The sequence below is a fragment of the Streptomyces sp. NPDC002911 genome, assembly GCF_053591835.1.
Genome location: NZ_JBSFUO010000006.1, coordinates 1 through 24,132 on the forward strand (window position 1 = coordinate 1; position 24,132 = coordinate 24,132).

Below are 24,132 nucleotides of genomic sequence, written 5' to 3' on the forward strand. Positions count from 1 at the left end.
GTTGATAGGCCAGATGTGGAAGCCCGGTAACGGGTGGAGCTGACTGGTACTAATAGGCCGAGGGCTTGTCCTCAGTTGCTCGCGTCCACTGTGTTAGTTCTGAAATAACGAACGGCCGTGTTTATTTCCGGTGTTGGTTAATTTCATAGTGTTTCGGTGGTCATTGCGTTAGGGAAACGCCCGGTTACATTCCGAACCCGGAAGCTAAGCCTTTCAGCGCCGATGGTACTGCAGGGGGGACCCTGTGGGAGAGTAGGACGCCGCCGAACAATTATTCCGGGAAAGCCCCGTGCCCTTGTGGCACGGGGCTTTTCTGCGTTCTGAGCGTCTAGGGTCGAACCATGCGCTACGAACTGGTCATCTTCGACAACGACGGCGTGCTCGTCGACAGTGAGCCGATCTCCAACACGGTCCTGGCCGGCTACCTCACGGAGCTCGGTCACCCCACCTCGTACGAGGAGTCCCTCCGTGACTACATGGGGGCCGCCATCCACCGGGTGCACGACCTGGTGGACGAGAGGACAAGCCAGAAGCTCCCCGCGGAGTTCGACGAGGAGCTGCACCGCCGCACTCTCGCCGCGTTCGAGGCGGAGCAGCTCGCCGCCGTGGACGGCGTCCAGGAGCTGCTGGGCGAGCTCGTCGCCGAGGGGGTGGCTTACTGCGTCGCCTCGTCCGGGAGCCACCAGAAGATCGCGGCCGGGCACCGGAAGGCCGGGCTCGACCAGTGGTTCGAGGAGGAGTGGATCTTCAGCTCGGAGGACGTGGGGCGTGGGAAGCCGGCCCCGGACCTGTTCCTCCACGCCGCCGAGCGGATGGGTGTCGCCCCCGACCGGTGTGTAGTGATCGAGGACAGCCCGCTCGGGGTCGAGGCGGCCAGGGCGGCCGGGATGGAGGTGTACGGATTCACCTCGATGATGCCGGCGGACCGGCTCGTCGGCGTCACCGGGCACTTCTCCGACATGTCGCAACTTCCGAAACTGCTCGCCTGACCGATCTACCCAGCGGTAGTCCGCCGCTCTACGCTCGCGGCCATGACGGATGCGCGGTTGCGGCACGGCAGAGTCTCCCTGGCGCTCAGCTTCCTGGTGCAAGGGGTGACCTTCGCTCTGCTGGTGACGCGCATCCCCGCCGTTCAGGACCGGTACGGGATCTCCGACGGGCTGCTGCCCGTCTTCCTGGCAGCGGTGCCTGTTCTGGCGGGGGTCGCCAGTGTGGCCACCGAGAAGGTGGTCGCGCGGGTGCGGCCGGGGGTCGTGCTCAGGTGGGCGCAGCCCGTCGTGCTGCTGGCCCTGCTCGGTGTGGGTGCCGGCAGTCAGGTCTGGCAGGTGGCCCTCGCGCTGGGCCTCTTCGGGCTGGCAGTCGGGGCTCTGGACGCCTCGATGAACATGATGGGTGTCAGCCTTCAGCGGGCTTACGGGCGCAGCATCATGCTCGGCTTCCACGCCGCCTACAGCCTGGGCGGCATCGCCGGGGCGTCGATGGCCTGGGCGGGGGCGCACGGGGATCTGTCGCTGCTGGTGTCCTATCTGCCGGCGGTGGTCGTCCTGCTGCCCGCGGCTCTGATCGGGAGCCGGTGGTACGCGGAGGGGAGGGCCGGCGGGGAGCAGGCAGCGGTGGAGCCCGGCCAGGGTGCGTCCGTGCCGTTCAGGCTGCTGTTGCCGCTCTGCCTGGTGATGGCGTTCGCGTACATCGGGGACTCGACGGTCTCCAATTGGAGCGCGAAGTATCTGCAGGACGTGCTGGGCGGCTCGGAGCAGTTGGCGACGGTTCCGTACAACGTCTACATGGTGACGACGCTGCTGGGGCGGGCCGTGGGTGACCTCGGGGTGCGCCGGTTCGGGGCGGTGGCCGTGGTGCGGGGTGGCAGCGTGCTGGCCGCCGTCGGGTTCGCGGTGGTGGCGGTTGCGCCCGGCGCCTGGTGGGGGATGCTGGGCTTCACGCTGCTGGGGCTGGGGCTCTGTGTGATCGTGCCGCAGACCTTCGCCGCTGCGGGCAGGATGTTCCCCGGGGCGAGTGATGTGGCGGTTGCCCGGCTGAACGTCTTCAACTACGTCGGTTTTCTCGTCGGGTCGCCGCTGGTGGGGGCGCTCGGCGACGCCTGGAGCTACCGCGGTGCGATGCTCGTGCCCATGGTGCTGGTCCTCGCGACGCTCGTGTACGCCAGGTCGTTCGGCACGGAACCCGCCCGATACGGTGGCGGGCATGACCGGGCGCGCGCAGCTGATGTGGGATGAGGCAGTAACGGGATACGACTTCGGGTCCAGTCACCCCATGGATCCGGTCAGACTCGCCCTGACGATGGGGCTGGTGCGGGCGTTCGGGCTGGACCAGTCGGTGGAGGTCCGCTCGGCCAGGTCCGCCGGGGACTCCACGCTGCGGCTCGTGCACCGTGAGGACTACGTGGCGGCCGTACGTGCCGCGTCCGCGGATCCCGGGAGCGCCGATCAGGCGTACGGGCTCGGGACCGTCGACGATCCCGCCTTCGCGGGGATGCACGAGGCGTCCGCGCTCATCGCCGGGCTCTCGGTGGGGGCCGCGGAGGCGGTATGGCGTGGAGAGGCCTCGCACGCCGTGAACTTCACCGGCGGGCTGCACCACGCGATGCCCGGGGCGGCCTCGGGCTTCTGTGTGTACAACGATCCGGCGCTCGCCATCGCACGGCTGCTGGAGCTGGGTGCGGAGCGGGTGGCGTACGTCGATGTGGACGTCCACCACGGGGACGGGGTGCAGACGGCGTTCTGGGAGGACCCCCGGGTGCTGACGGTGTCGATGCACGAGCATCCGCGCACGCTGTTCCCGCAGACAGGGTGGCCGGAGGAGACCGGCGCCGGGGCGGCTGAGGGCGGTGCGGTGAATGTGGCGCTGCCGGCGGGTACGGGCGACGCCGGGTGGCTGCGGGCCTTCCACGCGGTGGTGCCCGAGCTGCTGGAGGAGTTCCGGCCGCAGGTGCTGGTGACCCAGCACGGTGCCGATACGCATTTCGAGGACCCGCTGGCCCATCTCGCGGTGTCGCTGGACGCCCAGCGGGCCGTCATGACGGCCTGTCATGATCTCGCCCACACCTACGCGGAGGACGGACGTTGGGTGGCGCTGGGCGGGGGTGGTTACGCGGTGGTGGATGTGGTGCCACGGTCCTGGACCCATCTCGTGGGGATCGCCGCACATGCACCGGTGGATCCGGAGTCGGTCATTCCGGCCTCGTGGCGGGACGAGGTCTACGCCCGTACGCGGCAGTTGGGTCCGGCGCGGATGACGGACGGTCGCACGCCCTCGTGGAAGTCCTGGGAGGACGGGTACGACCCGGCGGACCGGCTGGACCAGGCGGTGCTGGCGACCCGGCGGTCGGCGTTCCCGCTGCGCGGGCTGCTGGCCTGAGGAAGGGACACGACCTGACCCGCGGCCGCGGCCGAGGTCGTTACGCCAACGGTGGGGCCGTACCCGGGTTCCGGCCCGTGGGTGCTTCCGGTGCGGGAGCATCGGGAGGGTGTTGAGCACCGGAGCGCTGCGCGCTCACCTGCTGGCGGCCCGGCTGGCCGGGCCCGTGGCCACGCCGCGGGAGACCAGTCTGCGGAGTTATCGGCTTTTCTCGGCGAGAGACCCTCGTGTGCTGCTCGGGCTCGATCCGGTCCGTGCCTGGGGAGAGGGTGATCTGCTGCGGCTGATGGCCGACAAGTGCGGGGTCTCGGACGATCCCGGTCATGTGTCAGGTCTGGATGTGATCGATCCGGAGCGGACCCTGGCAGCCCTGGACGCGTTCGCGGATCGGCTCGCCGGGGCTGTGGAAAGACGGGCGCCGGTGCTGTTCGGCACGGGGCATCCGCATCGGCTGCTCGGGTTCTACGCCGGTCTGGCAGACGCTTTGTCGGCGGCGGGGTGTGCGGTGCTCACCCCCGCGCAGGGCCGATGTGTCGACATAACGACCCGGTTCGGCGTACGCACGTGCACCCTTGATTACGTACAAGGTGTCGCCCTGGTGCGCGAACCGGGTGTGCGGACCCCCGGGAGTGCCACCGGCGCACATACCCACTCTCCGCTGCCGGTTAGGGCCGTGCTGGAGGAGATCGTGAAGGCCCGAGGAGTGCTGCCCGAGCTGGTGGTCGGGGACCACGGATGGGTCTGCGGGGCAGGTCAGCTGGGCATCGAGGCCATCGGGCTGGCGGATACGGATGACCCCGCGCTGTTCGTGGGTGAGGCCGAGGGGCGAGTGTCCGTCGCCGTTCCGCTTGATGACGGCGTGGAGTCGGACTACTACCGGCCCCTTACTCGGTATGTACTCAATCAGGCGTGTCTGTCACGGTAGGCGGCCGATCGTCTCACCTCTTCCCCACTCGCATCACCCGCCCCTAATCTGGGGAGTGAGCGCACAACGACGAAGAGTCACCGGAGGGGAAGCCGGTGCGCGTCTCGTGCGGAAGGTACAGGTGGGTCATGGCTGCTGACAGTGAGAGGCCTCTCAACGAGGTCAAATTTCTGACCGTGGCGGAAGTCGCCTCGGTCATGAGGGTGTCGAAGATGACCGTGTACCGCTTGGTGCACAGCGGTCATCTGCCGGCGATCAGGGTGGGAAGGTCCTTCCGGGTGCCGGAGCAAGCGGTTCACGAGTATCTTCGCGAGTCCTTCGTGGGGGTGGAGTCAGCCTGACGTTGCCCTCGGATTACGTCCCTCACCCGGTGGCGGGTAGGCTAGGCCGACGTAGGTCGTGTGGGCCCAGACGCCCCGCACCAGTGAAGAAGAAGTGAGCGAGGGTAGTCGTGGGCTCTGTTATCAAGAAGCGGCGTAAGCGGATGGCCAAGAAGAAGCACCGCAAGCTGCTCAAGCGCACGCGCGTTCAGCGTCGCAACAAGAAGTAAGCGCACGCAGTTCGTGAGTCCGAGGCCCTTCCGCCGTTCTGGCGGGAGGGCCTCGGTGCGTTGCGGGGCCGCTGTTCGGGGTGCACGCCGTGCGGCGGATCCGGTGGTATTCCCGCCATCGGTTCGCTAAAGCTGGCCTGGGGTCATCACAGGGCAACATCCACCGACTACGGTGACGGCCAGGGGAAGACCCCGCTCGGTGAAAGTGAACGATCGACGGAAGGCGCTGATCTTGGGGAAGATCGTGCTCGTCACAGGCGCGGCCCGGCAGCTGGGCGGCCGTTTCGTACGGCGCATCCAGCGCGACCCCGGCGTGGACCGGGTGATCGCCGTGGACGCGGTCACGCCCGGACATCAGCTCGGCGACGCCGAATTCGTCCTGGCGGACATCCGGCAGTCGGCGATCGCCAGGGTCCTCGCCGAGCATTCCGTCGACACGGTCGTCCATCTGGACGTGTCCGCGAAGGCGCTCGGTACGGGCGGCCGGACGACGGTCAAGGAGACCAACGTCATCGGCACCATGCAGCTGCTCGGCGCCTGCCAGAAATCCCCGTCGGTGCAGCGGCTCGTGGTCAAGTCGAGCACCAACGTGTACGGCTCCGCCCCCCGCGACCCCGCGGTCTTCACGGAGACGACGCCGCCCAAGTCCCTGCCCAGCGGGGGCTTCGCCAAGGACGCGGTGGAGGTCGAGGGGTACGTTCGGGGGTTCGCGCGCCGAAGGCCGGACGTCGCTGTCTGCGTGCTGAGGTTTGCGAACATCCTGGGCCCGGAGCCGGACTCGCCGCTCGCCGATTATCTGACGCTGCCGGTGTTGCCGACGGTCTTCGGGTACGACCCCCGGCTGCAGTTCGTCCATGAGGACGACGTCGTCGACGTACTGGAGATCGCCGCCCGCGAGCCCCGGCGCGGCACGCTGAACAGCGGCACGTTCAACATCGCGGGCGACGGTGTGCTGCTGCTCTCGCAGTGCTCGCGGAGGCTGGGGCGGCCGACCGTGCCGGTGCTGCTGCCGGCCGTCACCTGGGTGGGAACGGCGCTCCGTACGATCGGTATGACGGACTTCTCGCCGGAGCAGATCCGGCTGCTCACCCACGGCAGGGTGGTCTCGACCGTGCAGATGCGCGAGACGCTGGGTTTCCGGCCGAAGTTCACCACGGCCGGGACGTTCGCGGAGTTCGCGCGGAGCCGGGGGCCGGGGCTGCTGCCTCCTGAGCGGGTGGGCAGGGCGGTCGGCCGGCTGGCCGAGCTGCCGCTCGGCGGGGGAGCGGCCGGCAGGACACATTCGACGCATGGCGCCAGGTAGAGGAGCGCGACCGACGATGGCGGACGCCAAGGTCATTCCCTTCGATGACGACCGTTCGCGCTCAGGCGCGGGGCGGCGCAGAGGAGCGTTGCCGGGCGGCAGCCGGGGCCAGGGGCCCGTGGCGGCCGGTCCTGCGCCGGTGAGCGCCCTGCCGGGGGGTCAGGTGCCCGAAGGGGCGTCCGAGGCCGCCGGTGCCGTCTCCGAGGGCGGAGGGGAGGGTTCCGGAAGTGGCTGGGACCGGCGGATCGCCGGCGGGCTCGCGTTTCTGCGGCGCCGGCTCACGGGTGATTACGACGTCGACGAGTTCGGCTATGACGAGGAACTGACCGACCAGGTCCTCATGTCGGTGCTGAGGCCGCTCGCCGACACGTACTTCCGGGTCGAGGTGAAGGGCATCGAGAACATCCCGTCCGACGGCGGGGCGCTCATCGTGGCCAACCACTCCGGGACGTTGCCGCTGGACGGGCTGATGCTCCAGGTCGCAGTGCACGACAACCACCCGGCCGAGCGGCATCTGCGGCTGCTCGCGGCCGATCTCGTCTTCATGCTCCCGGTGGTCAACGAGCTGGCGAGGAAGGCCGGGCACACCCTCGCGTGCGCGGAGGACGCGGAGCGGCTGCTGCAGCGCGGTGAGGTCGTCGGCGTGATGCCGGAGGGCTTCAAGGGCATCGGGAAGCCGTTCGGTGAGCGGTACAAGCTGCAGCGCTTCGGGCGGGGCGGATTCGTGTCGACGGCGCTGCGGGCCGGGGTGCCGATCGTGCCGTGCTCGATCGTGGGCGCGGAGGAGATTTACCCGATGATCGGCAACTCGAAGACGCTGGCCCGAGTCCTGGGGGTCCCGTACTTCCCGATCACGCCGACTTTTCCATGGCTGGGACCGCTCGGTGCGCTGCCGTTGCCGACGAAGTGGACGATCCAGTTCGGGGAGCCGATTCCGACGGACGGGTACCCCCCGGAGGCGGCGGATGACCCGATGCTGATGTTCAACCTCACGGACCAGGTACGGGAGCAGATCCAGCACACGCTGTACAAGCTGCTGGTGCAGCGCCGGTCGGTCTTCTTCTGACCGTGGGAGTACGTGCGGGTGACGAGTACGTACGAACGAGGGGGCCGTCCTGTCGGGACAGCCCCCTCACGACGTGCGGTTGCTCCTAGCGCTCGACATCCTCGTTGTCGAGGCCCAGGCCGGGCAGCAGGCCCGGGAGGAGCGGCGGCAGGGTGACGTCCGGTGCGGGGGACGCGCCGGATGTGCCGCGCGGGGACGACGGGGTGGTGCCGTCCGTCGGGAGGTCGCCCAGCAGGCCGTCCGTGCCGCCGCCGAGCAGCCCGTCGGCCGGGCTGTCGGAGCCGGAGGGCTTCGGCGTGGTGCTGAGGGTGGACACGCTCTCCTCCGGGGCCGCGGAGGAGGAGGGAGCCGTGCGGTCCGGGGCCGCGGAGCCCCGGTCCTCCTGCGGGGAACTGGTGGGCAGTGCTTCCCTTTCGGTGCCCGGGGTGCGGGGCAGCAAGGACTTCAGCGGTGCGAGGTCCTGGTCCATGGCCTCGAAGACGGAAGTGACCTTGTTGCCGGTGTCGGTCAGCTGCACGGGCAGCCGGTCACGGAGGCCGCTCCAGCTCGCGCGGTGCGAGCGGGAGAAGGAGTCCAGTGTCTGGATGGGGCCGAGGGAACCGTCGCGCTCATAGGCGGTGTGGAGCAGTCGGTGCCCCTTGGTGGCGTCGTGCGTCACGCTGTCGAGTGCGCGTCTGACCTCACCGATCGATTCATGGTCCATATCGCCCGCGCGGCCTCGCTCCATCAGCCTGCGGGCCTCGCTGAGGCGCGTCGAGGCTTGGTCGAGGTAGGCCTCGCCCCGGTCGGCGTCGCCGTCGGCCAGGCCGAGGCTGATGTCCTCCATGCCGCGCTTGAGCGGGTAGAGGGAATCACCCGGCAGGGCGTCGGAACTGGCAGCGGCCACTCCGCCGAATGCTCCCGCGGCGACACCGACCGTGAGCCCGCCCGCGGTGAGGCCTTTCGCCCAGCGGGAGCGGGGACGCAGCCTCCGGATCGGGGAGGCGTGGGCTCCCTTGTTCCGCTGTTCGGGCACCGAAGGGCCCGTGGACGCACCGCCTTCGGCGAACATGGTCTCCATGGCCGCGACGAGCTGGGCTCGCTGCACCACTTTGACCTCGGGATCGAATGCCGGCTCCGGTAGCTCACCGAGGCCGTTCGCCAGGGCCAACAGCGTTCCGTGGTCGGCCTGTTGGGCCGGTTCCTCGGGCTGTACGGCCGCCGCACCCTGGGGGGACTGCTCCTCCAGGGCCTGGGCGAAGGCGTTCGCCCGCCGGTGTGCCGAAACGTTGGGAATCACTGGCGGCACCTCCTCTCGTCATGACGGTCGACTCCCCTGAGGGTCCGGAAGGTTGCCTGCCGGAGACGTTTCCACACGATCGAGCGAGTGGAAACGGTCAGGCGTTGGCGACAGGGGGCCTGCATTCGGCACAACGAGTGGCGCGGCAGATGGGTTACGGACCGAGAGTGAGTCGAGCGGTGTGTCACGAGCACGTCACTTATGGTGACGTCAGCGGGCGTCGTCCGGCAGTAGTCGCGCGAGCGTACGCACGGCTCGGTACTGCAAAGTCTTGATCGCGCCTTCGTTTTTTCCCATGACTCTGGCAGTCTCGGCGACCGAGAGACCTTGCAGGAATCTCAGGGTCACGCACTCCTGCTGCTGCGGGTTGAGCCGGCGTACGGCTTGCAGCAGGGCGGCGTTGGAGAGGGATTCCAGGACGGAGTCCTCCGGGCTCCGTGCGACCTCGTTGGCGTCGAGCATTTCGCCAGTGGTCACTTCCAGTCGGAAGCGACTGGATTTGAAGTGGTCGGCGACCAGATTCCGGGCGATCGTGACCAGCCAGGCGCCGAAGTCGCGGCCCTGCCAGGTGAAGGTGGAGATGCGGCGGAGTGCGCGCAGGAACGTCTCGCTGGTGAGGTCCTCCGCTGTCGCCTTGCCTCCCACGCGGTAGTAGATGTATCGGTACACAGTGTCGCTGTACTGGTCGTACAGGCGGCCGAAGGCCTCGGCCTCACCGGCCTGCGCGCGCTCGACGAGATCCATCATGCGCGCGCTGTCGCTGTCGGCTGTGGGCCGGCGGACGGCGGGTGTGGTCGCGGCGCCGCGGTTACCGCGTCTTCCGACGGCCGCGCTGCGTTCGGCCAGCGCGTAGCAAGGGCCGGCAGGTGCAGGGGTGGCAAATTGGGGGGCGGCGTACGCGGTGGGGACGAAGCCGCGCAAGAGGTCGAGGACCGTTGCGCGCAGCGTAGCCAGGCCCGAGGTGTCAACCCCGACGTGTGGGTACACGGGACTCCCAGAGGCAGAGCTTCCATCACGTGCAGTTCGAAAACCGTCACTCGTGGTAGCGGGCGGCGGCTCGTTGTGCGTCTGAGGAGAATAACGCTTCGTACAGGCGTTGCTACACCCAGTTGCTCAAATCACCGGTTGCGTCGCTTACGTGACCTCTAAGTGACGGGTCAGGCAGCGCATCGTGACCAGTTATTGATCGGATAGCTTCGAGAACTGCCTGTGGTGGCGACGGGTTGTGGTCACCGGGGCGCAATGCGACTGGCCGGAGCGGTGGCGTCCCTGTCCGTTGTTCCGATCCCGATCGGGCGTACGTCCCCGGGCGTGCCGCTTCCGTCCTCGGGGAGGGGCCGGGGCACGGGGTCAGCGGCGGCGGCGGTGGAGTGCCACGGCGGCAGCCGTGCCCCCGGCCAGGGCTCCGACGCCCGCCGCGGCCGGGATGCCGACCTTGGCGGCCTTGCGTCCGGTGCGGTAGTCGCGCAGCCGCCAGTCCAGGGAGCGGGCGTGCTTGCGCAGCTTGGAATCCGGGTTGATCGCGTACGGGTGGCCGACCAGGGACAGCATGGGGATGTCGTTGTGCGAGTCGCTGTAGGCCGCGCAGCGCTCCAGGTCCAGGCCCTCGGCTGTCGCCAGTGCGCGTACCGCCTCGGCTTTCGCCGGACCGTGCAGGGGTTCGCCGACCAGCCGGCCGGTGTAGACGCCGTCGACCGACTCGGCGACCGTGCCGAGTGCGCCGGTGAGGCCCAGGCGGCGGGCGATGATCGTGGCGGTCTCCACCGGGGCGGCGGTGACCAGCCAGACCTTCTGGCCCGCGTCGAGGTGGGCCTGGGCCAGTGCGCGGGTGCCGGGCCAGATGCGGTCGGCCATGTACTCGTCGTAGATCTCCTCGCCGATGGACATCAGCTCGGAGACGCGGTGGCCCTTGACGATGGACAGGGCGCTGTCGCGGGCGTCCTGCATGTGCTCCGGGTCCTCGACACCGGCCAGCCTGAACCAGGCCTGCTGCCAGGCGAACCTGGTCAGTTCGCGGCGCTGGAAGAACTTCCGCTTGTACAGGCCGCGGCCGAAGTGGAAGATCGCGGCGCCCTGCATCACGGTGTTGTCGAGGTCGAAGAAGGCGGCGGCCCGGGTGTCCCCGGCTACCGGGAACGCCGGTTCCCGCTCCTCTTCCAGGGTGGCCGGCAGTGCTTCGGCCTCGGCGATGCGCGCCGACTTCTGCGCGGCCTCGGCTGCGGCCTCGCCTGCGAGCACGCTGCGTGCCGTGGCGGGGCGCCTGCGGGGGGTGAGCCATCCAAGAGCGGCCATGTCGTGAGCATAGCCATTCCGTTCGGCTCTTCCCGACGCGGCGGGAAGCGATGGTGTGAACTCTCCCCGACCGGGTCGTTGAACGGGTGATTCCGTGCACCCGCCGGGCCCTGCGAGGCCCGCCGCAGGCGCAGAATGAAGACATGAGTGCTCTGCTGCGTCGTACGAAGAAGAAGCCCGTGGACCGGGTGGTGACCCTCATGGGGAAGCCGGGGTGTCATCTCTGTGACGATGCGCGGCTCGTGGTGAGCGCGGTCTGCGAGGAGACCGGCGCGTCCTGGGTGGAGAAGGACATCACGCAGGACGAGGCGCTGTACAAGGAGTACTGGGAGCAGATCCCGGTGGTCCTGATCGATGACGAGCAGCACACCTTCTGGCGGGTGGACCCGGCGCGGCTGCGCACGGCGTTGCGTACGTGAGGGGGTCTGTAAGTCGAAACCCGGTTAACATCATGGGCGATTTGAGTGGTCTCGGGGGCGTGGACATGAGGAGTGTGTACCGTCTTGCCCCCTTCGGGCCCGCAACGGACTGATGGCGTCCCGGGTTCCGGGACCGCGCAGGGAATATGCGTGACCCCGGTCACTTTGACCAGACAAAACGGACACTATCTTTGTGCACGCGTTCACAAAGACATAGCCTGCTGTCGACGGGGCGGTCTTAGGACATACGGCCGCCTGCAGCCCCGCTCATCCCGCAGGAGCACCGTGGCAACTGGCCGAACTCACCGACCGGCGACCCGTAGCCGAGGAATTCCCGAGGCTACCGTCGCCCGGCTTCCGCTGTATCTCCGCGCACTGACGGCGCTCTCCGAGCGCTCGGTTCCCACGGTTTCCTCCGAGGAACTCGCCGCGGCGGCGGGGGTCAATTCCGCGAAGCTGCGCAAGGACTTCAGCTACCTGGGCTCCTACGGCACCCGCGGTGTCGGGTACGACGTCGAGTACCTGGTCTACCAGATCTCCCGCGAGCTGGGGCTCACCCAGGACTGGCCGGTCGCGATCGTCGGTATCGGTAACCTCGGCGCCGCGCTCGCCAATTACGGCGGTTTCGCCTCACGCGGTTTCCGGGTCGCCGCCCTGATCGACGCCGACCCCGCCATGGCAGGCACGCCCGTGGCCGGGATCGCCGTCCAGCACACCGATGACCTGGACCGCATCATCAGCGACAACGGTGTGTCCATCGGTGTCATCACCACTCCGCCCGGCGCGGCCCAGCAGGTCTGCGACCGGCTCGTGGCCGCGGGTGTGACCTCCATCCTGAACTTCGCGCCGACGGTGCTGTCCGTGCCCGACGGAGTCGACGTGCGCAAGGTCGATCTCTCGATCGAGCTGCAGATCCTCGCCTTCCACGAGCAGCGCAAGGCAGGCGAGGGGGCCGCTGCCGACAGCAGGACGGCCGTGGACACCGACGAAGAGGGGGCGCCGCCGATGCGCGCCACTCCCGCCGGCCGGAAGGGACCTGACGGGGACATGCCCGCCGTGATGCCGGCATGAGTCTCCTCGTCGTAGGTCTGAGCCACCGCAGTGCACCCGTCTCCGTGCTGGAGCGGGCATCCCTGACGGTCGACGCCCGGACGAAGCTGCTTCAGGACACCCTCGCCGCGGAGCCCGCGACCGAGGCGGCCGTCCTGGCCACCTGCAACCGCATCGAGCTGTACGCGGATGTGGACAAGTTCCACGCGGGTGTGGCCGAGCTGTCCACCCTCCTCGCGCAGCACAGCGGGGTCGGGCTGGACGAGCTCACTCCTTATCTTTATGTGCACTACGAGGACCGTGCCGTCCACCACCTCTTCTCGGTGGCGTGCGGGCTGGACTCGATGGTCGTCGGCGAGGGCCAGATCCTCGGCCAGATCAAGGACGCGCTGGCGCTGGGGCAGGAGATCCACACCGCAGGCCGTCTGCTGAACGACCTCTTCCAGCAGGCTCTGCGGGTGGGCAAGCGCGCCCACAGCGAGACCGGGATCGACCGGGCTGGGCAGTCGCTCGTCACCTTCGGTCTGGAGCAGCTGGCCGAGGGCGCCGAGGTCACCGCGTGGGCGGCCGGTAAGCGCGCCCTGGTGATCGGCGCGGGCTCGATGTCCTCGCTCGCCGCTGCCACCCTGGCCCGTGCCGGCGTCGAGGAGATCGTCGTCGCCAACCGGACCCGGGCCCGTGCCGACCGGCTCGTCGAGATCCTCGGCCAGGCCGGGGTCCCGACGGCCCGCGCCGTGGAGATGGCTGCGGTCGGGGACGAACTGACACGTGCCGATGTCGTCGTGTCCTGTACCGGCGCGACCGGTCTCGTGCTGACCGCGGAGGCCGTCGCCGGTGCGCTGGGCGTCGAATTCGACACCGCGGGTCAGGCGCCCGAGGCCCTGGCCGTCGCCGCGCCCGACGCACTGGATCAGCATGCCGCGTGGGTGGAGAACGGCTCCGCCACCGCTGCCGCGCAGGACCGGGCCGTGCGCCGGGTGCCGGTACGGCCGGCTGTCACCGGCCCCGCCCGGCTCCACCTGCTCGACCTCGCGATGCCGCGCGACATCGACGGAGCGGCCCACCGCGTCGCCGGTGTGCGTCTCGTCGACATCGAGTCGCTCGCCGAGGCGTCCGCGGACGCTCCGATGGCCGCCGATGTGGACCAGGTGCGCACCATCGTCGCCGACGAGGTCGCCGCCTTCGGAGCGGCGCAGCGCGCCGCCCACATCACCCCGACCGTCGTAGCCCTGCGCACCATGGCCGCCGACGTGGTGGCCGGCGAGATCGCACGGCTCGACGGACGCCTCCCCGACCTGGACGAGAAGCAGCGCGCCGAGATCACGCAGACCGTGCGCCGCGTCGTCGACAAACTCCTGCACGCGCCCACCGTGCGGGTCAAGCAGCTCGCCAGCGAGCCCGGCGGCGCCGGGTACGCCGATGCGCTGCGGGAACTCTTCGACCTCGACCCGCAGACGGTGGCCGCCGTCTCCCGGGCAGACCTGAACGACCCGAATAGAGGGCGGTCATGACCGACAACTCACCCCTGGGCGGGGAGACCACCAGGCCGCTCCGGCTAGGCACCCGGCGCAGCAAGCTCGCCATGGCGCAGTCCGGCATGGTCGCCGACGCGGTCCGTGAGGTGACCGGGCGTGCCGTCGAGCTCGTCGAGATCACCACGTACGGGGACGTCTCCCGGGAGCAGCTGGCGCAGATCGGAGGGACCGGCGTGTTCGTCGCGGCCCTGCGCGAGGCGCTGCTGCGCGGCGAGGTGGACTTCGCCGTCCACTCGCTCAAGGACCTGCCGACCACGCAGCCCGAGGGGCTCGTCCTGGCCGCCGTGCCGCCGCGCGAGGACCCGCGCGACGCACTGGTGGCGCGGGACGGGCTGACCTTCGAGCAGTTGCCGCCCGGTGCCCGCATCGGCACCGGTTCGCCGCGCCGCATGGCGCAGCTCAACGCGTACGCCCGCTCGCACGGCCTCGAGATAGAGACGGTCGCGATACGTGGGAACGTCGATACGCGCATTGGTTTTGTACGGAGCGGGGAGCTGGACGCGGTGGTACTTGCCGCCGCCGGGCTCAGCCGCCTCGGACGCACGGACGAGGTCACCGGCTTCCTGCCGGTCGACACCGTCCTGCCCGCTCCCGGCCAGGGAGCACTGGCGGTCGAATGCGCTGAAAGCAGCGCGGACCTCGCCGCAGCTCTCGCCGAGCTCGACGACCCGTACACCCGGGTCGCCGTGACCGCCGAGCGCGCCCTGCTCAACGCCCTGGAGGCCGGCTGTTCCGCACCTGTGGGTGCGCTGGCCGATCTCCTGGCCGACGGGCAGGTTGTCAACGAACTGCGCCTGCGCGGTGTCGTCGGTACGGCCGACGGTACTTCCCTGGTGCAGCTGTCCATCACCGGTCCCGTCCCCACGTCGCACGACGACGCGGCGGCCCTCGGTCGCGAGCTCGCGTCCGAGATGCTTGCCAAGGGTGCGGCCGGTCTTATGGGGGAGCGAGCACTTTGAGCCCCACCGGCCCTGTCGTATCCGACTTCCCTGTCCTGTCCGCAGGGCATGTCACCTTCCTCGGCGCCGGTCCCGGCGACCCGGGACTGCTGACGCTGCGCGCCGTCGAGGCGCTCGCGAGCGCGGACGTTCTTGTCGCTGAACCCGAGGTTCTCGACGTCGTTCGCTGCCATGCGCGAGCAGGGGTAAGCACGCCTGAGATGACGGTTGTTGGCATGTCGTCAACACCCGCCGGGGTACCCGTCCTCAGGGATGCCGCCAATCTTGTCATGGAGGCAGCGAAGGGCGGGAGGCGGGTGGTGCGTGCCGTCACGGGCGACCCCGGCCTGGACGGCAACACCGGCGCCGAGATGCTCGCCTGCGCTGCCGCGGGGGTGCCTTTCGAGGTCGTGCCCGGCATCGCGTACGCGGTCGGTGTGCCCGCGTACGCCGGTGTTCCGCTGCGTGACGCGCAGGGCGCCGATGTGCGCTTCGTGGACGCGCGTACCGCGTCGGACCGATGCTGGTCCGAGGTCGGTGCGAGCGATGCGACGGCCGTCGTGTCCGCGTCGCTGGACTCGGTGGCCGCGGCCGCCGGTGAGCTGGTCTCGGCGGGCCGTAAGCCTGACACCCCGCTCACGGTCACGATCGCCGGGACGACGACGCGTCAGCGCACCTGGACGGCGACCCTCGGGACGATCGCCCAGGTCCTGAAGCAGGCCAAGGTCCTTCCGTCGCCGGACGGGCACCTGCCCGTGATAGCCGTGGTCGGGGAGCGCAGTTCCGCCGCCCAGCGCGACCAGCTCGCGTGGTTCGAGTCCAAGCCGATGTTCGGCTGGAAGGTGCTCGTGCCGCGTACGAAGGAGCAGGCGGCGTCGCTCTCCGACCAACTGCGTTCGTACGGTGCCGTGCCCCACGAGGTTCCGACGATCGCCGTCGAGCCGCCGCGTACGCCCCAGCAGATGGAGCGCGCGGTCAAGGGCCTGGTCACGGGCCGCTACGAGTGGATCGCCTTCACCTCGGTGAACGCGGTGAAGGCCGTACGGGAGAAGTTCGAGGAGTACGGGCTCGATGCCCGTGCCTTTGCCGGGATCAAGGTCGCGGCCGTCGGCGAGCAGACCGCCGCCGCGCTGATCGACTTCGGTGTGAAGCCGGATCTTGTGCCGTCCGGTGAGCAGTCCGCCGCCGGTCTGCTGGAGGACTGGCCGCCGTACGACCCGGTCTTCGACCCGATCGACCGGGTGTTCCTGCCGCGTGCCGACATCGCCACGGAGACCCTGGTGGCCGGCCTCATCGAGCTGGGCTGGGAGGTCGACGACGTCACCGCCTACCGCACGGTCCGCGCGTCGCCGCCGCCGGCCGAGACCCGGGAGGCGATCAAGGGCGGCGGGTTCGACGCGGTGCTGTTCACCTCTTCCTCGACCGTCCGCAACCTGGTCGGTATCGCGGGCAAGCCGCACAACGTGACGGTGATCGCGTGCATCGGCCCGGCCACGGCGAAGACCGCCGAGGAGCACGGTCTGCGGGTCGACGTCCTGTCCCCGGAGCCGTCGGTCCACAAGCTGGCCCAGGCGCTGGCGGACTTCGGCGCGCAGCGCCGGGACGCGGCCAAGGAGGCCGGCGACCCGGTGACGCGGCCGAGCGAGCGGCGTCCGGGTGCGCGGCGCCGCCGGACGACGACCTGAGGGTCGGCAACGGATGTATGGGCCTGGCTGTTTCCGGTGGGAAGCGGCCGGGCCCTTCGTCTGTGGCGGTGACCTCCGGCCTGTGCGGTCGTCCCCGGAGGCCGTTTTTTTCCGGCTCGGCTGTCGGTAAACCGGTGATGTGTGCGGGTCTAGTCTCGAAGGATGACTGAGTACGCTAACTTCCCCGGCTCGCGGCCCCGCCGGCTGCGGACGACCCCCGTCATGCGGCGTATGGTCGCCGAGACCCGGCTCGACCCGGCGAACCTGATCCTGCCCGCGTTCGTACGCGAGGGCATCGACGCGCCGGTCGCCATCTCCGCCATGCCGGGTGTGCAGCAGCACACCATGGACACGCTGCGGAAGGCCGCTGTCGACGCGGTCGCGGCGGGTGTTTCGGGGATCATGCTCTTCGGCGTCCCGCTGGACGAGAAGAAGGACGCGCGGGGCACGGCGGGGACCGACCCGGGCGGTATTCTCCAGGCCGGTCTGCGGGCGGTGCGGGAAGAGGTCGGGGACGACCTCGTGATCATGTCCGACCTCTGTCTGGACGAGTACACCGACCATGGCCACTGCGGGGTGCTGACCGAGGACGGCCGCGTCGACAACGACGCCACGCTGGAGCGGTACGCCGAGATGGCCCAGGTGCAGGCGGACGCGGGCGCGCACGTGGTCGGTCCCAGCGGCATGATGGACGGCCAGGTCGGCGTGATCCGTGACGCCCTGGACCAGACGGGCCACGAGGACGTGTCGATCCTCGCCTACACCGCGAAGTACTCCTCGGCCTTCTACGGCCCGTTCCGCGAGGCGGTGGGCTCGTCGCTCAAGGGCGACCGCAAGACGTACCAGCAGGATCCGGCGAACATCCGCGAGTCGCTGCGCGAGCTGGCGCTGGACCTGGAGGAGGGCGCCGACATGGTCATGGTCAAGCCGGCCGGCCCCTACCTGGACATCCTGGCCAAGGTCGCCGAGTCGGTGGACGTGCCGGTCGCGGCGTACCAGATCAGCGGCGAGTACGCGATGATCGAGGCCGCCGCGGAGAAGGGCTGGATCGACCGGGACGCGGCGATCCTGGAGAGCCTCATGGGCATCCGGCGCGCGGGTGCGCGGATGATCCTGACGTACTGGGCGACGGAGGTCGCGCGGAAGCTGGGGCGCTGAGGCGGACCGGGGCCCGCTCAGGACACCAGGCCCTGGCGGTAGGCGTAGACGACCGCCTGGACGCGGTCGCGGAGGCCGAGTTTCGTGAGGATGCGGGAGACGAAGGTCTTGACCGTCTCCCGGCTGATCACGAGGGTTCCGGCGATCTCGCTGTTGGAGAGGCCGTCCGCGATGAGGAGCAGGACCTCCAGTTCGCGGGGGGTCAGCGGGATGTCGGGGCCGTTGTCCTCGGTGGGGCGGATCCGGGCGGCGTAGCGGCCCACGAGCTGGCGTGTCACCTCGGGGTCCAGCAGGGCCGCGCCCGCCGCCACGGTCCGGATGCCGTGCAGGAGCCGGTCCGGTGGGGCGTCCTTGAGGAGGAAGCCGCCGGCGCCCGCGCGGAGCGCCTCGTAGACGTACTCGTCCAGGTTGAACGTCGTGACCACGAGCACCTTGACCGGGTGCGGTACTCCGGCGCCGGCCAGCAGGCGGGTGGCCGCGATGCCGTCCAGCACCGGCATGCGGATGTCCATCACCACGACGTCCGGGCGCACCTTCGCGGCGAGGTCGACCGCGGCCTGTCCGTCTCCGCACTCGCCCGCGACCTCGAGGTCGGGCTGGGCGTCGATGATCGTCGCGAGCCCGGTGCGGATCAGTACCTGGTCGTCGCAGATCAGGACCCGGATCGGCGTGGTCACGAGGGGCTCCCGGAGGGTATGCGGGCCCGGACGGTGAAGCCGCCGTCCGGCTGCCGGTCCGCGCTGAAGTCGCCGCCCAGGACGCCGACCCGTTCGCGGAGGCCGGCCAGGCCGCGCCCGCTTCCACCGGTGAGCGTGGCCTTCGAGCCGGAGCCGTCCGTGCCTACCTCCACGGTGATCTCCTTCTCGCGGTGGTGCACCCGGACCGAAGTGCGGCTGCCATGAGCGTACTTGAGGGCGTTCGTCAGGGATTCCTGCACCACCCGGTAGGCCACGAGGCCGGCGCTGCCGGTCGACTCGGCCGGGGTGCCCTCCTCGGTGAACTCCACGAGCTGCCCGGCCCGGCGTGTCTGCTCGACGAGCGTGAGGAAGCGGCCGGCGGCCGGGGTCCTGGGCTCGGTGCCGTGGTCGGGGTTGAGCAGGTCGAGCAGGTGCCGCAGATCCGTGATGGCCCGGCGGCCGGTGTCGGTGACGGCTGTCAGGCTCTGGTCGAGGCGCTCGGGGTGGGCGGTCAGATAGCGGGCCGCCTCGGCCTGGACGACCATCGCCGTCACGTGGTGGGTCACCACGTCGTGGAGTTCGCGTGCGATGCGGGCGCGTTCGGCGGTGCGGGTGTCCTCGGCGACGCGGCGGCGGTGCTCGGCCTCCAGGGCCCGGGTGTGACGGACCCATGTCCCGACGCCCCAGGCGAGTGCCACGGCAAGGTAGAACGTCACGAACTCGCTCGGTGGTTCGCCCGGTCCGATCCGGTGGAGCGCGACCGCCAGTGGAACGTACGCCACGGAGACGGCGATCGCGGTGGTGCGCCTGTGGTGTTCCAGGTGGGAGCCCACGCTGAACAGCGCGATGGGCAGCGCCATGCCCGCGAGCGAGTGGTAGCCGCGGAGCTGGTCGACGGCGAAGCCGGCCGCCACCAGGGCGAAGCAGAGGACGGGCCACCGGCGGCGACCGGCGAGCGGGAGGCACTGGAGGGCGATCGCCGCTAAGGCCAAGAAGTCGAAGGGGCGGGTCGGCAGGCCGCCGAGCTCCGTCCCGTTGTCGTGGTACACCAGCGAGGCGGCGAACAGGACCGCCGCGAGCGGGACGTACCAGACTGTGGCACCTGACCGGCGCCACAGTTCCTGGATCCGCGAACGTCCGATCATCGGGGAAGTGTAGTGGGGGCGGCGACCCGGTCGGCGCGCCGACGGGGCACCAGGTTGCCGCGCTTGCGGGCCAGCCACATGAATCCGATCGTCGCCAGCACGCCGAACAGCACCGCGTACACGCTGCCTTCCGGCCCGAAGTCGCCGCCGGTGACCCATGTCGGGCCCGACGTCATGGTGTCCAGCAGTCCCTGCGGGGTGTCGTTGCCGGAGACCTCGGCGCTGAAGATGCCGGCTGCCGCGAAGTTCCAGCCGAAGTGCAGGCCGATCGGCAACCACAGGGTGCGGGTCGCGGCGTAGGCGGCGGCGAGCATGCCGCCGGCCTCGATCGCGATGGCGAGGGCGCCCCACAGGCTGGCATGGGGGTTCAGCAGGTGCGAGGCGCCGAACACGACCGCGGTCAGCGTCAGCGCGATCCAGGTGCCGGTGTACTCCTCGATGATGCGGAACAGGACGCCTCGGAAGAGCAGTTCCTCCGTCACGGCGGCGGCCGCCATGAAGCCGACCAGCCCCAGGGCGCCGGTGACCGAGCCCAGACCGTTGATCTCGTAGTGCGCGTTGACGTAGATGTTCGTGATGACGGCGCCGAACATGGCGACGCCGATCAGCATCCCCCGGCCGATCGCGGACCCGGCCCCCTTGCGGGCCACTTCGGTCGACGGGCGGTGCTCGGTCTTCCGCACCACCCATCTGTAGACGAATACGGCGAGCACGGAGGTCAGGAGTCCGAGGACGAGCTGGATCCAGGGGTTGCCCTCCAGGGCGGCGACGACCAGACCGCCGATCATGGTGACCACCACGACGGCCAGCAACTGCCGGACGAACCTCATGAACACTCCTTCTCCGGGGCCGCGGCCGGGGTGCCGCGGTGCCTCGAACGCTACGGAGACGGCGTCCGGGAATCGTCACCTCACGGTGGACACCTGGCCGTAGCTCGCGTGGGGGACAGACGGCCCCATGAGCCGGTTCGATTCGGTTGTGGGTGGCTCCGGTTGCGGCGATGATCACCGGCATGTTCTCGCGCAGGAGGCTCCGGCCGACGTCCCCCGAACTGGCTCCGGCCTGGGAGCGCCTCGACGGAGGCGGCCGGAGGCGGAGATCGCCGCCGAGATCGTGGGCGCCGACCCGGCACCGGACGCCGGGGACGGGGAGACGCCCGCCGACCCCGTCGAGAGGCTCACGGACTTCGTCTCGGCCGTACGGGGCACCTGGCTCCGGGGCGACCGGGACCGGCTGACGTCCTCGGGCCCGGTGGCCAGTTCACGTTTCCTCTGACACGTCCAGGAGTCCGGTGACCGGCACCAGGCCCCGCGAGCCCGGCATGATCCGAATGATTGGCCCTACGCGTCGGCCCCGTACGTTCCGTACTGCGGGAGGCCCGTCGACTCGTAGACGTGCACCGCGATCCCGCCGGGTGTCGTCTCGCTGCGCAGCAGGCGCAGACCGGCCGGGGTGCCGCCGTCGGGGAACAGGCGGCGTCCGCTGCCCACGACCACCGGGGCGATCGCGAGACGCAACTCGTCGACCAGGCCGGCGGCCAGCAGGGACTGGCCGAGCCGGGCGCTGCCGTGGATCTGGAGCTCGCGGCCGGGGAGCCGCTTCACCTCGGCGACCTGGGCGGGGACGTCGCCGGACAGGATCGTCGTCGGGTCCCAGCCCGCCTCGGTCAGGCTCCGGGAGGCGACGTACTTCGGCGCGCCGTTCAGAAGGGCGGCGTTCGGGTGGTCGGTCATCGTGGGCCAGTCGCGGGCGAAGTTCTCGTACGTACGACGGCCGAACAGGAACGCGTCCGCCTGGCTGAGCCAGCCGGTGGCCACCCGCTCGAACGCCTCGTCCAGGTGTGGCACGAACCAGCCGCCCCGGGTGAACCCGTCGCTGGTGTCCTCGTCCGGTGACCCGGGTCCCTGGGAGACGCCGTCCAGCGACAGGAACTCCTGCAGTACCAATCTCATCGCGCACCGTCTCTCTCTCGGGTGGGGAGACATCTCCCCACCCCCGTCAGACTTCGTGTGGTGCCGGGACTCATCGGTCACCCCGCGGCGGGTTCACGGAGCGCCGTCCCGGGGTCGGGGTACCGCCTGGGGCGGCCCGGATCGTCAGCGCTCTTCCGCGAGGCGCTTCAGCGTCGCGAGGTCGGCCGACACGGCGGCGGCGTCGCGCTCGAACTCCTCGGCGCTCATGCCCGGCCGGCGGCGCAGGGTGAACACCACCTCGCAGCCGGGGCCGTCGGCGATCACCCGGACCGGGTTGTGGACGGTCTCGCCCGACGGCAGGGTCACGTCGTGGTCGAGTACGCCGTAGCCGTTTTTGGGCGCGAAGGCGACCACGACCCGCCCCATGGGTGAGTCGGCGATCCATCGTCCGTCGATCTCCTCGATCGACCTGCCCAGGCCCGCCGCCCACTCCGGCAGGTGGGAGGGGTCCGACGCGTAGGCGTAGACCTCCCCGACGGGGCGGTCGATACGGATGCCGAGGTGGCGGGATTCGGTATCGGAAGGGGTCATGGCGGCGACGCTAGCCGACCACCGGTGTCATCGACTTGAACGAATCGGTCGGCCGCGTCACGGCCAGTCGACCAAGACCATGAACGCCACGACAGCGACGACGACGACGCCGGGCGCGGCCGTGCAGAGCAGCACCCGGGTCGCGGCCTGACGCTGCCGCCAGGGCAGGGCCCAGCTCGCCACGAGGAAGACGAGGGCCAGGACGAGTCCGGTGCAGAGGACGGCCCATCCCATGTTCCACGAGTCGGTGAAGAGGTCCGCCCGCGCGCCGTTGCAGGAGTCGCACGCCATGGGTGAGAGGCCGCCGAAGAACAGGGCGAGGACCGCTGCGGGCACCGTGACGAGCGTGGAGATCAGCGGCCCGGCCCAGGCGTGCGGGGCGCGGGGATTCAGGAGGTCGTCCGACATGCGTCACAGTCAACTCCGGCCCGTGCGGGGGCACATGAGTGGGCGTACTCAGAAGAGGCGCCGGTTCGGGGGACAGCCCCAGGGACAGCCCGGGGGCCCGCCGCACTGTGGATCCGCGTACCTCTTGTGAGGCTGAACGGGCAGGTATCCGTACTCACCCGGGAGCACCATGACCGTCTTCGCAGTGCCGGCCCCTCCGGCCGTCCGGCCTCGGTCCCGCCGACTGAGGGCGTCCCTCGCCGCACTCTGCTGTGCGCTCCTGCTGGGCGGGTCGGCGGCGACCGCCGCCGTGGCCGCGCCGCCCCTCGCCCACGAGCAGGCCCAGCACCAGGGGCGGGGCACGCTGATCTCCGCCGACAAGTTGTACACCCTCGCCACTCCTGGGGACGTTGCCGACGAACTGGCGGCGGCCGGGTTCGACGGAGCCGCCGCCCGGCACGGCGTGGTCGCCTACAGGCTGGTCTACCGGACCGTCGACGCGCACAACCGGCCCACCACAGCGAGCGGGCTGTTCGTGCTGCCGCTCACGGACGAGCGACGGTTACGCGCGGTCTCCTTCGCGCACGGCACCGGCAGCCACAAGATCGACTCCCCGTCCATGCAGCGCGCCGCGTTCGTGGCCGCCCCGGTCATCGCGCACGCCGCGGCGGGGGCGGTGGGAGTCGCCCCCGACTACCTGGGGATGGGCACGGGGCCCGGCCTGCACCCCTGGATGGACATCGACTCGGAGACCACGGCTTCCCTGGACCTGCTGCGTGCGGCCCGCGCCTTCGCTCCCCGCACCGGGCACACGTTGGCGCGGGACGTACTGGTGACCGGCTTCTCGCAGGGCGCGTCGGCGGCCCTGGGGCTCGGCAGGGCGCTGGAGGCGGGTGAGGACTCGTGGTTCAGGCTGGGCGCGCTGGCGCCGGTCAGCGGCGCGTACGACTTCGGCGGCACGGAGCTGCCCGCGCTGTTCGCAGGCGGCGACGTCGGCCCGAAGGCCGCCGTGATCTACGCGGCGTACACGCTGGTGGCCTTCGACCGGCTGCACCCCGTCTACGACAGCCCCGGCGAGGTCTTCGACGAGGCCGAGGACATCGAGAAACTGTTCGACAGCGTGCACACGGGGCAGCAGCTGATGGCGGGCCTTCCGGACACCCTGGACGAGCTCCTGACCGATCGGGGCCGCGCACTGCTCGAACATCCGGCAGGGGCTCTGGCCGACGCCCTGCGCACGACGGACGCCGTGTGCACCGACTGGGTGCCGGAAGCCCCGGTCCGGCTGTACATGGCCTCCGGGGACGAGCAGGCCGTCACCGCCAACACCGAGCACTGCAGAGCGGCCCTGCACCGGAACGGCGTGGACGCCCCGGTGGTCGACCTCGGCGCGGTCGACCACCAGGGGTCCCGTCACCTGGGGTCCAATGTCGCGGCCACGTCGGCGATCGTCCGCTGGTTCGGGGAGCTGCGCACGCGCTGACCCAACGCCTCCAGGTCAGCCCGGCTTCCGTCTCCAAGGCGGTCGCATACCTGGAGGAGCAGGCCTTCATCCGGCGGGAGAGGGACGAACGCCGCCGCGATCGCTACATCGTCGACAACGACGTCTGGTACCAGTCCATGGGCGCCGGCGCCCGGTCCAGCGCCCAGACAGTCGAGACCGCGGAGCAGGGTGTCGGCATCCTGGGCTCCGGGACCCCGGCCGCCACCCGCCTCGAGAACATCGCCCGCTTCATGGCGTTCGTCACCGAGAGCATCATGCGCGCCGCAGATCAGGCCCGAGACGTCCTCCACACGGAACCGGACCCATCCCGTCGGTAAACGCACGATCGGGCGCGGCACCG

General features: G+C 70.2%; 25 protein-coding genes, 2 rRNA genes and 1 pseudogene. 19 read left to right on the plus strand and 9 right to left on the minus strand.

Annotation, left to right across the window (positions count from 1 at the left end):
* From ACWD04_RS11430 to ACWD04_RS11475, 10 genes are all read left to right on the plus strand, one after another.
* Positions 1–73: ribosomal RNA gene (locus tag ACWD04_RS11430) — 23S ribosomal RNA — on the plus strand; the annotation flags it as partial.
* A gap of 79 nt (positions 74–152) precedes the next feature.
* A 5S ribosomal RNA gene (gene rrf / locus ACWD04_RS11435) occupies positions 153–269 on the plus strand.
* Positions 270–341: 72 nt separating this feature from the next.
* The gene (locus tag ACWD04_RS11440; RefSeq protein WP_451130566.1) at positions 342–989 is read left to right on the plus strand and encodes an HAD family hydrolase; all 648 of its coding nucleotides are present in this window, start codon (positions 342–344) and stop codon (positions 987–989) included.
* 42 nt (positions 990–1,031) lie between these two features.
* Complete coding sequence (locus ACWD04_RS11445) at positions 1,032–2,234, plus strand: MFS transporter (protein WP_451130568.1); 1,203 nt, start codon at positions 1,032–1,034, stop codon at positions 2,232–2,234.
* On the plus strand, positions 2,203–3,375 hold the full coding sequence (locus tag ACWD04_RS11450; RefSeq protein WP_451130570.1) for an acetoin utilization protein AcuC: 1,173 nt from the start codon (positions 2,203–2,205) through the stop codon (positions 3,373–3,375). Before ACWD04_RS11445 ends, ACWD04_RS11450 begins: the two co-directional genes overlap by 32 nt.
* A 109-nt stretch (positions 3,376–3,484) precedes the next feature.
* Complete coding sequence (locus tag ACWD04_RS11455) at positions 3,485–4,300, plus strand: phosphatase (RefSeq protein ID WP_451130572.1); 816 nt, start codon at positions 3,485–3,487, stop codon at positions 4,298–4,300.
* Between the two features lie 128 nt (positions 4,301–4,428).
* Positions 4,429–4,641 (plus strand): helix-turn-helix domain-containing protein, encoded by a 213-nt coding sequence (locus ACWD04_RS11460; protein WP_158070919.1) that lies wholly within the window; start codon positions 4,429–4,431, stop codon positions 4,639–4,641.
* A gap of 110 nt (positions 4,642–4,751) precedes the next feature.
* Positions 4,752–4,850 carry a 30S ribosomal protein bS22 gene (locus ACWD04_RS11465; RefSeq protein WP_003948845.1) on the plus strand — a complete coding sequence of 33 codons (99 nt, stop codon included), beginning with the start codon at positions 4,752–4,754 and terminating at the stop codon, positions 4,848–4,850.
* Between the two features lie 232 nt (positions 4,851–5,082).
* Positions 5,083–6,153: an NAD-dependent epimerase/dehydratase family protein gene (locus ACWD04_RS11470; RefSeq protein ID WP_451130574.1), complete on the plus strand. Its 1,071-nt coding sequence runs from the start codon at positions 5,083–5,085 to the stop codon at positions 6,151–6,153.
* 16 nt (positions 6,154–6,169) lie between these two features.
* On the plus strand, positions 6,170–7,219 hold the full coding sequence (locus tag ACWD04_RS11475; protein WP_451130576.1) for a lysophospholipid acyltransferase family protein: 1,050 nt from the start codon (positions 6,170–6,172) through the stop codon (positions 7,217–7,219).
* An 85-nt stretch (positions 7,220–7,304) separates the two neighbouring features.
* Here ACWD04_RS11475 and ACWD04_RS11480 read toward each other — a convergent pair whose 3' ends face one another.
* From ACWD04_RS11480 to ACWD04_RS11490, 3 genes are all read right to left on the minus strand, one after another.
* Complete coding sequence (locus ACWD04_RS11480) at positions 7,305–8,498, minus strand: DUF5667 domain-containing protein (protein ID WP_451130578.1); 1,194 nt, start codon at positions 8,496–8,498, stop codon at positions 7,305–7,307.
* A 210-nt stretch (positions 8,499–8,708) separates the two neighbouring features.
* Positions 8,709–9,485, minus strand: coding sequence for an ECF subfamily RNA polymerase sigma factor, BldN family (locus ACWD04_RS11485; RefSeq protein WP_451130580.1), 777 nt, complete (start codon positions 9,483–9,485; stop codon positions 8,709–8,711).
* 363 nt (positions 9,486–9,848) lie between these two features.
* Positions 9,849–10,790 (minus strand): HAD family hydrolase, encoded by a 942-nt coding sequence (locus tag ACWD04_RS11490; protein ID WP_451130582.1) that lies wholly within the window; start codon positions 10,788–10,790, stop codon positions 9,849–9,851.
* A gap of 143 nt (positions 10,791–10,933) precedes the next feature.
* Between ACWD04_RS11490 and ACWD04_RS11495 the strand changes: the two genes are divergently transcribed.
* The 6 genes from ACWD04_RS11495 to hemB all read left to right on the plus strand — a co-directional run bounded on the left by ACWD04_RS11495 (position 10,934) and on the right by hemB (position 17,575).
* The gene (locus ACWD04_RS11495; protein WP_451130584.1) at positions 10,934–11,209 is read left to right on the plus strand and encodes a glutaredoxin family protein; all 276 of its coding nucleotides are present in this window, start codon (positions 10,934–10,936) and stop codon (positions 11,207–11,209) included.
* Positions 11,210–11,494: 285 nt separating this feature from the next.
* Positions 11,495–12,280, plus strand: a complete 786-nt coding sequence (locus ACWD04_RS11500) for a redox-sensing transcriptional repressor Rex (RefSeq protein ID WP_451130586.1) — start codon at positions 11,495–11,497, stop codon at positions 12,278–12,280.
* The gene (locus ACWD04_RS11505) at positions 12,277–13,770 is read left to right on the plus strand and encodes a glutamyl-tRNA reductase (protein WP_451130588.1); all 1,494 of its coding nucleotides are present in this window, start codon (positions 12,277–12,279) and stop codon (positions 13,768–13,770) included. The genes ACWD04_RS11500 and ACWD04_RS11505 overlap by 4 nt, the downstream gene beginning before the upstream one ends.
* Positions 13,767–14,753 carry a hydroxymethylbilane synthase gene (gene hemC, locus ACWD04_RS11510; RefSeq protein ID WP_451130590.1) on the plus strand — a complete coding sequence of 329 codons (987 nt, stop codon included), beginning with the start codon at positions 13,767–13,769 and terminating at the stop codon, positions 14,751–14,753. The genes ACWD04_RS11505 and hemC overlap by 4 nt, the downstream gene beginning before the upstream one ends.
* Positions 14,750–16,417, plus strand: a complete 1,668-nt coding sequence (locus tag ACWD04_RS11515; protein WP_451130592.1) for a uroporphyrinogen-III synthase — start codon at positions 14,750–14,752, stop codon at positions 16,415–16,417. The genes hemC and ACWD04_RS11515 overlap by 4 nt, the downstream gene beginning before the upstream one ends.
* 162 nt (positions 16,418–16,579) lie before the next feature.
* Positions 16,580–17,575, plus strand: a complete 996-nt coding sequence (gene hemB / locus ACWD04_RS11520; RefSeq protein WP_451130594.1) for a porphobilinogen synthase — start codon at positions 16,580–16,582, stop codon at positions 17,573–17,575.
* A 17-nt stretch (positions 17,576–17,592) separates the two neighbouring features.
* Here hemB and ACWD04_RS11525 read toward each other — a convergent pair whose 3' ends face one another.
* The 3 genes from ACWD04_RS11525 to ACWD04_RS11535 are packed head-to-tail and all read right to left on the minus strand — an operon-like array spanning position 17,593 to position 20,227.
* A complete protein-coding gene (locus ACWD04_RS11525) occupies positions 17,593–18,252 on the minus strand; it encodes a response regulator (protein ID WP_451130596.1) in 660 nt (219 codons plus the stop codon).
* Positions 18,249–19,397: a sensor histidine kinase gene (locus ACWD04_RS11530; RefSeq protein ID WP_451130598.1), complete on the minus strand. Its 1,149-nt coding sequence runs from the start codon at positions 19,395–19,397 to the stop codon at positions 18,249–18,251. Before ACWD04_RS11530 ends, ACWD04_RS11525 begins: the two co-directional genes overlap by 4 nt.
* Positions 19,394–20,227 (minus strand): CPBP family intramembrane glutamic endopeptidase, encoded by an 834-nt coding sequence (locus ACWD04_RS11535; RefSeq protein WP_451130600.1) that lies wholly within the window; start codon positions 20,225–20,227, stop codon positions 19,394–19,396. The genes ACWD04_RS11530 and ACWD04_RS11535 overlap by 4 nt, the downstream gene beginning before the upstream one ends.
* A gap of 127 nt (positions 20,228–20,354) precedes the next feature.
* Between ACWD04_RS11535 and ACWD04_RS11540 the strand changes: the two genes are divergently transcribed.
* Complete coding sequence (locus ACWD04_RS11540; protein WP_451130602.1) at positions 20,355–20,672, plus strand: hypothetical protein; 318 nt, start codon at positions 20,355–20,357, stop codon at positions 20,670–20,672.
* 65 nt (positions 20,673–20,737) lie between these two features.
* Here the strand turns inward: ACWD04_RS11540 and ACWD04_RS11545 are convergent, their stop codons facing one another.
* The 3 genes from ACWD04_RS11545 to ACWD04_RS11555 form a co-directional block, all read right to left on the minus strand.
* Entirely contained in the window at positions 20,738–21,349 is a 612-nt protein-coding gene (locus ACWD04_RS11545) for a dihydrofolate reductase family protein (RefSeq protein WP_351270615.1), read from the minus strand.
* Positions 21,350–21,493: 144 nt separating this feature from the next.
* Complete coding sequence (locus tag ACWD04_RS11550) at positions 21,494–21,901, minus strand: SRPBCC family protein (protein ID WP_451130604.1); 408 nt, start codon at positions 21,899–21,901, stop codon at positions 21,494–21,496.
* 57 nt (positions 21,902–21,958) lie between these two features.
* Positions 21,959–22,309: a hypothetical protein gene (locus tag ACWD04_RS11555; protein ID WP_451130606.1), complete on the minus strand. Its 351-nt coding sequence runs from the start codon at positions 22,307–22,309 to the stop codon at positions 21,959–21,961.
* Positions 22,310–22,478: 169 nt separating this feature from the next.
* On the opposite strand from ACWD04_RS11555, the gene ACWD04_RS11560 reads away from it, so the two are divergent.
* Positions 22,479–23,771 carry a lipase gene (locus ACWD04_RS11560; RefSeq protein ID WP_451130608.1) on the plus strand — a complete coding sequence of 431 codons (1,293 nt, stop codon included), beginning with the start codon at positions 22,479–22,481 and terminating at the stop codon, positions 23,769–23,771.
* Positions 23,765–24,109: pseudogene (locus ACWD04_RS11565) on the plus strand (MarR family transcriptional regulator); the annotation flags it as partial. The gene ACWD04_RS11560 and the pseudogene ACWD04_RS11565, both read left to right, overlap by 7 nt.
* Between the last annotated feature and the right edge of the window lie 23 nt (positions 24,110–24,132).

Excerpts from the sequence above, each read along its gene's own strand:
- ACWD04_RS11440 (WP_451130566.1), top strand. The coding sequence starts at position 342 with ATGCGCTACGAACTGGTCATCTTCGACAACGACGGCGTGCTCGTCGAC.
- ACWD04_RS11445 (WP_451130568.1), top strand. The coding sequence starts at position 1,032 with ATGACGGATGCGCGGTTGCGGCACGGCAGAGTCTCCCTGGCGCTCAGC.
- ACWD04_RS11450 (WP_451130570.1), top strand. The coding sequence starts at position 2,203 with ATGACCGGGCGCGCGCAGCTGATGTGGGATGAGGCAGTAACGGGATAC.
- ACWD04_RS11460 (WP_158070919.1), top strand. The coding sequence starts at position 4,429 with ATGGCTGCTGACAGTGAGAGGCCTCTCAACGAGGTCAAATTTCTGACC.
- ACWD04_RS11475 (WP_451130576.1), top strand. The coding sequence starts at position 6,170 with ATGGCGGACGCCAAGGTCATTCCCTTCGATGACGACCGTTCGCGCTCA.
- ACWD04_RS11490 (WP_451130582.1), bottom strand. The coding sequence starts at position 10,790 with ATGGCCGCTCTTGGATGGCTCACCCCCCGCAGGCGCCCCGCCACGGCA.
- ACWD04_RS11495 (WP_451130584.1), top strand. The coding sequence starts at position 10,934 with ATGAGTGCTCTGCTGCGTCGTACGAAGAAGAAGCCCGTGGACCGGGTG.
- ACWD04_RS11505 (WP_451130588.1), top strand. The coding sequence starts at position 12,277 with ATGAGTCTCCTCGTCGTAGGTCTGAGCCACCGCAGTGCACCCGTCTCC.
- hemC (WP_451130590.1), top strand. The coding sequence starts at position 13,767 with ATGACCGACAACTCACCCCTGGGCGGGGAGACCACCAGGCCGCTCCGG.
- hemB (WP_451130594.1), top strand. The coding sequence starts at position 16,580 with ATGACTGAGTACGCTAACTTCCCCGGCTCGCGGCCCCGCCGGCTGCGG.
- ACWD04_RS11530 (WP_451130598.1), bottom strand. The coding sequence starts at position 19,397 with ATGATCGGACGTTCGCGGATCCAGGAACTGTGGCGCCGGTCAGGTGCC.
- ACWD04_RS11535 (WP_451130600.1), bottom strand. The coding sequence starts at position 20,227 with ATGAGGTTCGTCCGGCAGTTGCTGGCCGTCGTGGTGGTCACCATGATC.
- ACWD04_RS11540 (WP_451130602.1), top strand. The coding sequence starts at position 20,355 with ATGAGCCGGTTCGATTCGGTTGTGGGTGGCTCCGGTTGCGGCGATGAT.
- ACWD04_RS11545 (WP_351270615.1), bottom strand. The coding sequence starts at position 21,349 with ATGAGATTGGTACTGCAGGAGTTCCTGTCGCTGGACGGCGTCTCCCAG.
- ACWD04_RS11550 (WP_451130604.1), bottom strand. The coding sequence starts at position 21,901 with ATGACCCCTTCCGATACCGAATCCCGCCACCTCGGCATCCGTATCGAC.
- ACWD04_RS11555 (WP_451130606.1), bottom strand. The coding sequence starts at position 22,309 with ATGTCGGACGACCTCCTGAATCCCCGCGCCCCGCACGCCTGGGCCGGG.
- ACWD04_RS11560 (WP_451130608.1), top strand. The coding sequence starts at position 22,479 with ATGACCGTCTTCGCAGTGCCGGCCCCTCCGGCCGTCCGGCCTCGGTCC.